General features: G+C 62.4%; 13 protein-coding genes and 1 pseudogene. 11 read left to right on the forward strand and 3 right to left on the reverse strand.

Annotated features, from left to right (window positions below; genetic code table 11):
* Positions 1-253: transposase (locus BLR85_RS26430; RefSeq protein WP_139188569.1), on the reverse strand; the 253-nt coding region annotated here is incomplete at its 3' end.
* A gap of 38 nt (positions 254-291) precedes the next feature.
* Between BLR85_RS26430 and BLR85_RS26435 the strand changes: the two genes are divergently transcribed.
* Positions 292-486, forward strand: coding sequence for a hypothetical protein (locus BLR85_RS26435; protein ID WP_093164453.1), 195 nt, complete (start codon positions 292-294; stop codon positions 484-486).
* Between the two features lie 158 nt (positions 487-644).
* On the opposite strand, the gene BLR85_RS26440 is transcribed toward BLR85_RS26435, so the two are convergent.
* Positions 645-1,403, reverse strand: coding sequence for an IclR family transcriptional regulator (locus BLR85_RS26440; protein WP_093164456.1), 759 nt, complete (start codon positions 1,401-1,403; stop codon positions 645-647).
* Between the two features lie 216 nt (positions 1,404-1,619).
* Between BLR85_RS26440 and BLR85_RS26445 the strand changes: the two genes are divergently transcribed.
* From BLR85_RS26445 to kce, 10 genes are read left to right on the forward strand one after another with little or no spacing between them, the layout of a single operon-like run.
* Complete coding sequence (locus BLR85_RS26445) at positions 1,620-2,456, forward strand: cyclase family protein (protein ID WP_093164458.1); 837 nt, start codon at positions 1,620-1,622, stop codon at positions 2,454-2,456.
* A 60-nt stretch (positions 2,457-2,516) separates the two neighbouring features.
* Positions 2,517-2,861, forward strand: coding sequence for a cupin domain-containing protein (locus BLR85_RS26450; protein WP_093164460.1), 345 nt, complete (start codon positions 2,517-2,519; stop codon positions 2,859-2,861).
* Between the two features lie 3 nt (positions 2,862-2,864).
* Positions 2,865-3,659: an SDR family NAD(P)-dependent oxidoreductase gene (locus BLR85_RS26455; protein WP_093164462.1), complete on the forward strand. Its 795-nt coding sequence runs from the start codon at positions 2,865-2,867 to the stop codon at positions 3,657-3,659.
* 3 nt (positions 3,660-3,662) lie between these two features.
* The gene (locus BLR85_RS26460; RefSeq protein ID WP_212635172.1) at positions 3,663-4,592 is read left to right on the forward strand and encodes a 3-hydroxyacyl-CoA dehydrogenase family protein; all 930 of its coding nucleotides are present in this window, start codon (positions 3,663-3,665) and stop codon (positions 4,590-4,592) included.
* A gap of 46 nt (positions 4,593-4,638) precedes the next feature.
* Positions 4,639-5,916, forward strand: a complete 1,278-nt coding sequence (locus tag BLR85_RS26465; RefSeq protein WP_093164464.1) for an ABC transporter substrate-binding protein — start codon at positions 4,639-4,641, stop codon at positions 5,914-5,916.
* 56 nt (positions 5,917-5,972) lie between these two features.
* The gene (locus tag BLR85_RS26470) at positions 5,973-6,701 is read left to right on the forward strand and encodes an ABC transporter ATP-binding protein (protein WP_093164466.1); all 729 of its coding nucleotides are present in this window, start codon (positions 5,973-5,975) and stop codon (positions 6,699-6,701) included.
* Positions 6,694-7,401 (forward strand): ABC transporter ATP-binding protein, encoded by a 708-nt coding sequence (locus BLR85_RS26475; protein WP_093164467.1) that lies wholly within the window; start codon positions 6,694-6,696, stop codon positions 7,399-7,401. The genes BLR85_RS26470 and BLR85_RS26475 overlap by 8 nt, the downstream gene beginning before the upstream one ends.
* A gap of 1 nt (position 7,402) precedes the next feature.
* Positions 7,403-8,266 carry a branched-chain amino acid ABC transporter permease gene (locus BLR85_RS26480; RefSeq protein ID WP_093164469.1) on the forward strand — a complete coding sequence of 288 codons (864 nt, stop codon included), beginning with the start codon at positions 7,403-7,405 and terminating at the stop codon, positions 8,264-8,266.
* Entirely contained in the window at positions 8,263-9,288 is a 1,026-nt protein-coding gene (locus BLR85_RS26485) for a branched-chain amino acid ABC transporter permease (protein ID WP_093164471.1), read from the forward strand. Before BLR85_RS26480 ends, BLR85_RS26485 begins: the two co-directional genes overlap by 4 nt.
* 1 nt (position 9,289) lies before the next feature.
* Entirely contained in the window at positions 9,290-10,222 is a 933-nt protein-coding gene (gene kce, locus BLR85_RS26490) for a 3,5-dioxohexanoate:acetyl-CoA acetone transferase (RefSeq protein ID WP_093164473.1), read from the forward strand.
* Between the two features lie 339 nt (positions 10,223-10,561).
* On the opposite strand, the pseudogene BLR85_RS30130 reads toward kce, so the two are convergent.
* A pseudogene (locus tag BLR85_RS30130) lies at positions 10,562-10,676 on the reverse strand (IS110 family transposase); the annotation flags it as partial.

Genomic DNA, 10,676 nt, shown 5'->3' on the forward strand with positions numbered 1-10,676 from the left:
CCAGAACCATCTTGTCCAGCGTCAGATCAGATACCGCGCGCCTGAGCCGCTGGTTCTCCGTTTCCAACTGCTTCAGGCGCTTCAGTTGATCCCGGCTCATGCCGCCATACTCCTTGCGCCATCGGTAGTAGGTCTGCTGCGTCACGCCAATCTGGCGAACGGCATCGGCAACCGAGCTGCCCTGACCTTGCAGCACTTCAACCTGCCGCAGCTTCAGCACGATCTCCTCGGGTTTGTCTCGCTTTCCAGCCATCGTTTGGTCCTCCTGAAAACGGGATAAAGCTATCCCAGTTGGTGGACCACTTCATTGGGGGCACTCCACGTGTCCTGCGGCTGACGCTGCTTGCGCCCGACATCGTCGAGGCGATCCTGGATGGGACGCAGGGGGACAAGGTGACGCTGGCACGGGTGCTGGAGCCGTTTCCGGTGGAGTGGGAGGCGCAACCTGCATACTTTGGCGAGCTTGGCCGAAGCCGTCATTCGTGAGGGCCGATTTGATCGGCCTATTCAAGCGTCAAAGCCGCTGCTGATGCCGAGTGCCGCATTCCGATAGAAAGGGCGGACAGCGGAACTCCGCCGCATTCACACCGACAGAGGCATGAAGTGAATGAGCGGACTTTCGAGTGCCCGATTCACCTTTCGCTTCATCCGCCCATCAATTGCAGGACGTTTGCCGCTGTTCGGCGGAGTTCCTCTTCTACCGTCTTTCGATTTTCGTCGAAGCGCGTCGTCGGGATCGGAACGGAAATAGAATGCAAGTCCCCGGCCCAGTCATGGAAGGCGAAGCCGATCGCGGAGATCCCGGTGGTGTGATCGTCGTGATCATAGGCGAGGCCCGTTTCGCGGATAACGGACAACTCGGCCAGAAAGGCGTTCATGTCGCCTTCTATCCCGTTTCTTTGCCATTCGTTCGAGATCAGGTTCTGTGCGGTCGCCTCGGGCAATCTGGACAGGCATGCTTTGCCGTTTGCTGTTGTTGTCAGCGGGAAAACCTCACCAACCGAGGACACCGTGCGTAACCTGTGCGTTCCGGGAACTTGATCGAGAAATATCATTCCGGCTCCACGTAAGACGGAAAGGTCGGCCGTTTCGCCGGTTCGCTGGGTCAACTCGGTCAGGACCAGGCGGCATTGCTCGACGATATTGTATCGGGCCGCTTCGGCCAGCGATCCGATGGCCGGGCCGAGCCGCAGCCCGCCGCCGCTGCCATCGCTCATGACGAACCGTTCATTTTGAAGAGCACCTGCGATTCGCTGTACCGTAGAGCGCGGCAAGCCAACACGTTCGGCGATCTGGCCGAGGCTCATGCCGCCCTGATTCTCTCCGAGCACTCGCAGGATGGTCGCTGCGCGGGCGATGACCTGAATCCCAGCTCGCGATGAATTGTTCTCATTTTCAGCCATTTGCGCCACGCTTCCTCTGCTCCGTCCACATCCTTGCCAGATTTCCTTCGGAGATGTGACCGTCCCACATTACGATACAAGCAGACCGCATTGCAATTTTTTATTGACTGCAATGCGGTGCACCTGCACCATAATACGAGACAGGTGGGAGGAGCCATCCTGACAGATTGGAAATGAAAACGCCGGCGGAGTCGGCGAACAGAGGAGGTTTGCCCGATGGTCGAAATTCGCGGCATCGAGTTCCAGGGAAACACGGACAACGACATGGGGCTGGAGTTCTACAATCTCAGCCACCGCTATGGCTTCCAGTGCCCCAACTGGCCCTATTTCAAGGACGTCCAGATCGACCGGAAGCACTACATGGCCAAGTCCGGCGTGCTGAGCCAGACGATCACCACCACGATGCATGTCACCACCCATATCGACGCGCCCGCGCATGTGGTGCAGGGCACGCCCTTCATCGACGAGGTACCGCTGCCGCATTTCTTCGGCACCGGGCTGGTGGTCCCGATCCCTAAGAAGAAGTGGGAGCAGATCACCGCAGATGACCTGGAGAAGGCCTGCGGTCACGCGATCCGCAAGAATGACGTGCTGATCATCAATACCGGCTGGCACAAGCAATACGAGGACGGCGATTACTTCGCCTATTGCCCGGGCCTCGTTCCGTCCGCGGCTGACTGGATTGTCGAGAAGGGCATCAAGGTCGTGGGTCACGACACACAGGCCAATGACCACCCGCTCGCCACCGCCATCGGCCCGCAGCGCAACGGCCCCATCCTGCCGCATCTGGAGAAGGAATATCTCGAGTGGTCGGGCGGCACACCGTGGGAGGTCGATTTCCCGGAATGGGAGCCGGTGCACCAGAAGCTGTTCAAGAACGGCATCCTCGGCATCGAGAATGTCGGCGGTGATCTGGACGCCGTCACTGGCAAGCGCTGCACATTCGCCTTCTTCCCGTGGAACTGGGACCGCGGCGATGGCTGCATCATTCGCCTCGTCGCGATGATCGACAAGGGCCAGAACTACCGCATCGAGGCCGGCGAAACGTTCTGACCCGGCAAGGCCGCCCGACAAGGTGGCGGCCAGCCACTTCAAGAACAGGGGAGGACATCAATGCATGTGAAGCGTTTCAAGGATGCGCAGCCTTACGAGGCCCCGAACCACCGGGAGTGCTTCGGCTTGCGGCTTCAGGGCTTCGAGGAAGGCGGGCCGGAGAACCAGTGGATCGGTTTCAGCCAGTTTCTGCCCGGTGGCGGCGCGGGGCCGGACTCCACGCCCTTCGAGAAGGTCTATGTCGTGCTCGAAGGCGAGATGACCGTCGAGATTGACGGGCAGGAAACCATGCTCGGCAAGTTCGACAGCTGCACCATTGCCCCCGGCGAAGTGCGCCTGCTCACAAACAAGACTAACCTGACCGCGCAGATGCTGGTGGTCATACCCTACCCGCCGGAGACCTGAGCTATGAACGTGATGAACAATCCGCTTTCGATGTTCGACGTGAAGGACAAGGTGGCGCTGATTACCGGCGCCTCGGGCGCATTCGGCATGGTCGCGGCCCGCATTCTCGCCGGTGCCGGCTGCAAGCTTGTACTGGTCGCCGGCAAGCAGGAGGCGCTGGACTCCATCGCCAATGAATGCCGCGAGATGGGGGCCGAAGTGACGGCCATCAACACCCGCCCGACAGATGAGGCCACCTGCAACGGCTTGGTGGAACAGGCGGTTTCCGCGCACGGCGCGCTCGATATCTTGGTCGTTGCCTCCGGCATGAACAAGGTCGCGCTGGTCAACGACATGACGCCCGAGACCTTCGAGTCGGTCATGAATGCGAATGTCACCCAGTCGTGGCTTCTTGCCCGCGCTGCTGCGGGGCAGATGAAGAAACAGTGCTCCGGAAAGATCGTCCTGGTCTCGTCCGCGCGCGGACTGCTCGGGCACCCCGCCGGCTACTCGGCCTATTGCGCGTCCAAATCGGCGGTCGACGGAATAGCCAAGGCTTTGGGCTGCGAACTGGCCAGCGCGGGAATTACCGTCAACGCGATTGCGCCGACGGTTTTCCGTTCACCGCTCACGGCGTGGATGTTCGAAGATTCCGAGGAGGCTAGGAAGGTACGAACCGGGTTTCTTGCCCGCGTTCCGGTCGGCCGGCTTGGTGAGCCCGAAGACCTCGCCGGGCCACTCCTGTTCCTGGCCAGCAAGGCGTCGGATTTCTACACCGGCCACATCCTCTATGCCGATGGCGGCTATACGGCGGGCTGAGCGGTGACGTCGAACCCATATCAGATCGCCGTGATCGGCGCGGGCCTGATGGGCCACGGGATTGCCCTGACGCTGGCCCGCTCCGGCCATTCTGTGGCCATTACCGACCCGATCCCCGCGGCGCGGGAAACGGTTGCGGACCGCATTCGACAAAGCATGGCCGCCATCGGGATTGGTGCTTCCGAGATTGACGCGACGCTCGACCGGGTCACGGTCATCGCCGAGTTGGCGGATGCAGTTCGCTCCGCGGATGTGGTCTTCGAGGCGGCGCCGGAGAAGATGGCGCTGAAACAGGAGATCTTTGCCGAAGTCGAACGCCACGCGCCCGAGAACTGTATTCTCGCCTCCAACACCTCCGTCATGCCGATCACCGAGATCATGTTCGGCCTTCGGCTGAAGGCGCGGGCGCTCGGAACCCATTGGTGGAACCCGCCGCACATGATCCCTCTGGTAGAAGTGATCCGCACCGAGGACACTAAACCGGAGGTCGCGGAGGAAATCTTCGCGCTGTTGAAGGGGGCTGGAAAGACACCGGTCATGGTCAACAAGGACGTGCCCGGCTTCATTGGCAACCGCCTGCAACACGCGCTCTGGCGCGAGGCGGTAAGCCTTGTCGAGAACGGCATCTGCGACGCGGAGGCCGTCGATACCGTCATCAAGTCGAGCTTCGGGCGGCGCCTCGCGGTGCTCGGCCCGCTGGAAAACGCCGATCTCGTCGGCACGGACCTGACGCTCGACATCCATGAAAACGTCCTGGCCGACCTCGAACGTCGGCCCGGACCGTCGCCCTATCTCGAACAACTCGTGGAGGACGGGCGGCTCGGGATGAAATCGGGGCAAGGGTTTTACCAGTGGACCGAAGAAGACGCGGATGCCGTGCGAACGCGCGTGGCGCGGCATCTGACCCGGTTGGAAGCAATTCTGACCGAATGAACGCGAGGAAAACCGGGGCAGACCCGGACAAGGGAGGACACGAATTATGAAGACGACTTTCCGAAAACCGACCCGTCGCGGATTTCTGGCAACCGGTGCGGCGGCCATCGCGGCGCCGGCCATCCTGCGCAGCACCCGCGCCTATGCGGCCAACCCGGTGATCAAGGTGGGCCATGTCAGCCCGCGCACCGGCCCACTGGCGGGCTTTGCCGAGGCCGATGACTACGTTTTGCAGGCTATCGCCGAGACTTTCTCGAGCGGGCTGGAGAATAACGGCAAGGCCTATTCGGTCGAGATCATCTCCAAGGACAGCCAGTCGAACCCGAACCGCGCCGCCGAGGTGGCTGCGGACCTGATCCTTGGCGACGAGGTCGATATCATCGTTGCCGCTTCGACTCCGGACACCGTGAACCCGGTCTCCGATCAGGCCGAGGTGAACGAGTTGCCCTGCATCACCACTGACTGTCCCTGGCAGCCCTATTTCTTCGGCCGCAACGGCGTGCCGGGCGAGGGTTTCCAGAACACCTACCACTTCTTCTGGGGGCTGGAAGACGTGATTGCCGCCTTCCTCGACATGTGGGACGGTGCGGGCGTTGCCAAGAACGTTGGCGGCCTCTTCCCCAATGATGCCGATGGCAATGCCTGGGGCGATGCCGAGAACGGCTTGCCCAAGCCCCTCGCCGCTGCCGGCTACGATCTTGTCGATCCGGGACGCTACCAGCCGCTCTCGGATGATTTCTCCAACCAGATTGCCGCCTTCAAGGAAGCGGGCTGCGAGATCGTCACCGGCAACATGATCCCGCCCGATTTCGCGACCTTCTGGGCGCAGTCGGCACAGCAGGGGTTTGCGCCCAAGGTCGTGACCATCGGCAAGGCTCTGCTGTTCCCCTCGGTAATCGAAAGCTTGGGGGAGCGGGGCGATGGCCTCAGCTCCGAGGTCTGGTGGTCGCCGAACCATCCGTTCTCCTCGTCGCTCACCGGCGCCTCCGCGAAGGAACTTGCAGAGGGCTATTCCGCCGCCTCCGGCCGCCCCTGGACCCAGCCCATCGGCTTCAAGCACGCGCTGTTCGAGGTCGTGGCCGATGTCATCAAGCGGGCCGAGGATCTGGAAGACCCGGCGGCCATCGTCTCGGCCATTGCCGCCTCCAATATCGACACAATCGTGGGGCCAGTGAACTGGGCCAACGGGCCGATCAACAACGTCACCAAGACACCGCTTGTCGCGGGCCAGTGGCAGAAGGACGGCGACGCGATGGATCTCAAGATCGTCGCCAACTCCGCCGCCCCGAACATCCCGCTGACAGGCGCGTTGAAGCTTCTCTGAAACCACTCACGAGGCTGGGTGGCGCAGTCCGCGCCACCCGCCGACAAGGAGAAGAGATGGACAACATCCTGAAACTAGACAGGATTTCCAAGGCCTTCGGCGCCGTCAAGGTGGCCGACGAACTGAGCTACGAGGTACCGCGCGGCGAGGCGCTCGGGGTGATCGGGCCGAATGGCGCGGGCAAGACCTCGATGTTCCACCTGATCACCGGCACCTTGAGCGCGAACTCAGGCAGCATCGTTTTCGACGGGCAGGACGTGACCCGCACCAGCGCCGCCAAGCGCTGCCGCGCGGGCGTGGCGCGCAGCTTCCAGGTGCCGCAACCCTTCACCCATATGACCGTGTTCGAGAACGCGATGGTGGCCGCGACGCAGGCTGCGGGTCTGCGGGAACGCGCAGCGGAAAAGCTTTGCCTTGAGATCTTGGAACAGACCGAGCTTATGGAGAAGGCAAACAGCGCTGCCGGTGCGCTGACGCTGCTGGAACGCAAGCGGCTCGAGATGACGCGCGCGCTCTGCGCCAAGCCGAAACTCCTGCTGCTCGACGAGATTGCCGGCGGGCTGACCGAGGCGGAATGCGTCTCGCTCGTGGAGACCATCCGCGAGATCCATCGCTCCGGCGTCACGATCATCTGGATCGAGCATGTCGTTCACGCGTTGCTGGAGGTCGTCGACCGGCTGATCGTCATCGATTTCGGCCGCAAGATCGCCGAGGGCGCGCCGCACGCGATCATGGAGAGCCCGGAAGTGCAAGAAATCTATCTCGGGATCGAAGCCGATGCCTGACACCATTCTCGAACTCCACGGGCTCGACGCCCATTACGGCGACTTCCAGGCGCTCTATGGCATCGACCTGCACGTCACCGAGGGCGAGGTTCTGGCGATCATCGGCTCCAACGGGGCCGGCAAGACGACCATGATGCGCTCCATCTCGGGGCTGCTCTCGAACCGGCGCGACCAGATCCGCTATCGCGGCGGCGCCATCGGCAGCCTGCGTGCAGACGAGGTGGCGTTGAAGGGCATCGCGCTAGTGCCCGAAGGGCGGCAGCTCTTCCCCTCACTTTCCGTCGAGGAGAACCTGCTGATCGGCGGGCAGGTCGGCCGGCAAGGCCATTGGGACCTGAAGACCCTTTACGACCTCTTCCCGATCCTCGAGGAGCGCCGCAACGTGCCCTCCACATCGCTTTCAGGTGGCCAGCAGCAGATGGTCGCGATCGGGCGGGCGCTGATGTCGAACCCCGACCTGATCCTCTTTGACGAGATCTCGCTCGGGCTGGCCCCGGTCATCATCAAGGACATCTACGCCGCACTCCCCGGAATCATCAGCCAGGGGATGAGCGCGGTGATCGTCGAGCAGGATATCTCCAAGGCGCTCTCGGTTTCCTCTCGCGTCTATTGCCTGCAAGAGGGCCGGGTCTCGCTCGAAGGCGCCTCCGACACTGTTTCGCGCGAGGAGATCTCCCGCGCCTATTTCGGGATCGACTGATATGGACTGGATCAATGCACTCGTGCAGGGAATCCTGCTGGGCGGTCTCTACGCGCTCTTCGCGGCGGGACTTTCGCTCATCTTCGGCGTCATGCGGCTGGTGAATATCGCCCATGGCGACCTGATCGTGCTAGCGGCGTTTCTCGGGCTAACGGTCACTACGGCAACGGGGATGCACCCGCTGCTGGCGCTCATTGTCGTCGTGCCGCTCATGGCAGCGCTTGGTTACGCCCTGCAACGCGGGTTGCTCAACCAGACGCTGGGCGACGACATCCTGCCGCCGCTGCTTGTGACCTTCGGCCTCTCGGTCATCCTCCAGAACGGCTTGCTGGAGATCTATTCCGCCGACCCGCAAAAGCTGAACGCCGGCGGGCTGGAGACAGCAAGCGTGCCGGTCGCGGGCCTCTCCCTCGGCGTCCTGCCGCTCCTGACCTTTGCCATCGCTGTTCTCGTGATCTGGGGCCTGCAATGGACCTTTTACCATACCCCGCTTGGCCGCTCTTTCCGCGCGGTCTCCGACAACCAAGACATCGCGCAGCTCATGGGCATCAACCGCCGGCATGTCTTCGGCCTGGCCATGGCGCTGGCGCTCGGGGTAACGGCCATTGCCGGCATCCTGCTTGGCATCCGCACTAGCTTTGACCCCTCCATCGGCGGTGGCCGGCTGATTTTCGGCTTCGAGGCGGTGATCATCGGCGGGCTTGGCAATCTCTGGGGCACGCTCGCGGGCGGCGTCATCCTCGGCGTGGCGCAGACCATCGGCGCCAAGATCGACCCGGGCTGGCAGATCCTCGCGGGCCATATCGTCTTCCTGCTCATCCTCGCCGTTCGCCCGAACGGCCTCTTCCCGAGGATCTCCGCATGATCGTCAACGGCTATACCGTCACCCGTGCCACGCCGGCCGCCCGCGTTGCGGCTATGCTCGGCGCCATCACACTCGCGCTGCTTGTTGCTGCGCCGTGGTGGGCGGGGCGCGCCGATCTGCGCCAGCTGGGCGAGTTGTTCCTCTACCTCTCGCTCGCGAGCCTCTGGAACCTGATGGCCGGCTATGCCGGGCTCGTCTCGGTCGGACAGCAGGCCTATGTCGGCTTCGGCGGTTACATGCTCTTCGCACTGACCATGTTCGCGGGCTTCCAGCCCGTCGTTGCAATCGCCGCCGCAGGTCTGCTTGGCGCGCTGATTTCGGTGCCCGTCGCGGCACTGATCTTCCGGCTGCGGGGGGCCTATTTCGCCATCGGCACCTGGGTCATCGCCGAGGTCTTCCGCCTCAGCTTCGCACAGGTCTCGGCGCTTGGCGGCGGCTCCGGCTCCTCGCTCCCGGTCGGCATCGTGAAATCGCTCGCCGCTTCCCGGCAGGGCCGCGAATGGCTCTCCTACTGGCTGGCGCTCGGCGCGGCCGTGCTGGTGATCCTCGTCGTCCACCTCTTCCTGCGCTCCCGGCGGGGACTGGCTCTCACCGCCATTCGCGACAATGAGCTCGCCGCCGGTTCCCTCGGGATCGACATCTGGCGCACGAAATTCGCCGTCTACGTTCTGACAGCCGCGCTGACCTCCATCATCGGCGCGCTGATCTTCCTGCAAAAGCTGCGGATCTCGCCGGACGCGGCCTTCTCGGTCAATGACTGGACCGCCTTCGTCATCTTCATCGTCGTCATCGGCGGTATTGGCACAATCGAAGGCCCGATCATCGGTACGCTGATCTTCTTCGCCCTGCGCGAGACGCTCGCCGATCTGGGCACGATCTACCTCATGGTACTTGGCGCCGTGGCCATCTTGGTAATGCTCAAGGCCCCTCGCGGCGTCTGGGGTTTCATCCGCGACCGCTACGACCTCAACCTCTTCCCGCTCGGCTACCGCGTGAGCCGGACCGACAACAAGGAGCCCTGACATGGCCCGCCAGCAAAAGACGATCATCACATGTGCCATCACGGGCGCGATCCACACGCCCACCATGTCCGACGCGCTGCCGTACACGGCCGACGATATCGCCACACAGGCGCTGGACGCGGCAGAGGCCGGTGCCTCGGTTCTCCACTTACATGCGCGCAATCCGGAGAACGGAGCGGTATCCATCAACCCGGTGGATTTCGCCGCCTTCCTGCCCCGCATCAAGCAGGCGACGGACGCGGTGGTGAACATCTCGACCGGCGGCAGTCTGAAGAACACGATCGAGAAGCGCATTGCCCCCGCGCTGCGCTTCTCGCCGGAGATGTGTTCGATGAATATGGGATCGATGAATTTCTCCTTCCATCCGCTGGCCAGGCGGTTCGACGCGTTCAAGTTCGACTGGGAGAAGGAATATATCGAAAATTCAGACACCTATATCTTCCGCAACACCTTCGCGGATATCGAGAACGCGGCCACGCAACTGGCCCCGCACGGCATCAAGTTCGAGCACGAGTGCTACGATGTCGGCCATCTTTACAACCTGAAATTCTGCATGGATATCGGGCTATTCAAGGCGCCTATCTTCATCCAGTTCATCTTCGGAATCCTCGGCGGGATCGGACCGGAAATCGACAACCTGATCTTCATGAAACGCACCGCCGACCGGCTCTTTGGCGAAGATTATCGCTGGTCCGTGCTCGGGGCGGGCGGGGCGCAGATGGGCCTGGCCACGACCGCGAGCCAGATGGGCGGCAATGTCCGCGTCGGCCTTGAGGACAGCCTGTTCATCTCGCGCGGGAAGCTAGCGGAAAGCAACGCCCAGCAGGTTGCTAAGATCCGCCGCATCGTCGAGGACCTCGGCTGCGAGGTTGCCACACCCGACGAGGCGCGAGAAATGCTTGACCTGAAAGGTGGCGACCGCGTTGGGTTTTAACCGACGCGAGCGGGGATGCCCGCGTAATCTAATGGATCGTACCAGTCGCGCGAATGGCGGATCTGACGGGCTGCGCCGCGGCAAACATGCGCACCAACGGACGGCTTGTGTGGATGGCTCCTGCATTGCAAGAGATTTCTGTGGTCGCGATGGTCTGTCAGTACAGTCGTGTGTCCGGCCTGTTAGTGTGGCGGTTGCCACTGGCCTTGATGAGTTCCGCAAGTAAGGTTCCAATCGGCTTAACGACCTCGAGGGCCATGCCGTTCGACGGAGTGTCCTTACTTTTGGTTGACTTCATTTCGCATCATCACATCAAGCGTCTTGCATCTCTTGGCAGCATCAGGCGATTGGCTGCCGGTATTCTTCTCGTTTTGTCAGTATTGCCCAGATGATCCGGGCGGACTTGTTGGCCATGGCTACAGTAGCGAGCCTGAAGGGTTTCTCGGCGAGCACT

The sequence above is a fragment of the Aliiruegeria lutimaris genome, from assembly GCF_900099935.1.
GTDB classification, from domain to species: domain Bacteria; phylum Pseudomonadota; class Alphaproteobacteria; order Rhodobacterales; family Rhodobacteraceae; genus Tropicimonas; species Tropicimonas lutimaris.

Excerpts from the sequence above, each read along its gene's own strand:
- BLR85_RS26440 (WP_093164456.1), bottom strand. The coding sequence starts at position 1,403 with ATGGCTGAAAATGAGAACAATTCATCGCGAGCTGGGATTCAGGTCATC.
- BLR85_RS26445 (WP_093164458.1), top strand. The coding sequence starts at position 1,620 with ATGGTCGAAATTCGCGGCATCGAGTTCCAGGGAAACACGGACAACGAC.
- BLR85_RS26450 (WP_093164460.1), top strand. The coding sequence starts at position 2,517 with ATGCATGTGAAGCGTTTCAAGGATGCGCAGCCTTACGAGGCCCCGAAC.
- BLR85_RS26455 (WP_093164462.1), top strand. The coding sequence starts at position 2,865 with ATGAACGTGATGAACAATCCGCTTTCGATGTTCGACGTGAAGGACAAG.
- BLR85_RS26465 (WP_093164464.1), top strand. The coding sequence starts at position 4,639 with ATGAAGACGACTTTCCGAAAACCGACCCGTCGCGGATTTCTGGCAACC.
- BLR85_RS26470 (WP_093164466.1), top strand. The coding sequence starts at position 5,973 with ATGGACAACATCCTGAAACTAGACAGGATTTCCAAGGCCTTCGGCGCC.
- BLR85_RS26475 (WP_093164467.1), top strand. The coding sequence starts at position 6,694 with ATGCCTGACACCATTCTCGAACTCCACGGGCTCGACGCCCATTACGGC.
- BLR85_RS26480 (WP_093164469.1), top strand. The coding sequence starts at position 7,403 with ATGGACTGGATCAATGCACTCGTGCAGGGAATCCTGCTGGGCGGTCTC.
- BLR85_RS26485 (WP_093164471.1), top strand. The coding sequence starts at position 8,263 with ATGATCGTCAACGGCTATACCGTCACCCGTGCCACGCCGGCCGCCCGC.
- kce (WP_093164473.1), top strand. The coding sequence starts at position 9,290 with ATGGCCCGCCAGCAAAAGACGATCATCACATGTGCCATCACGGGCGCG.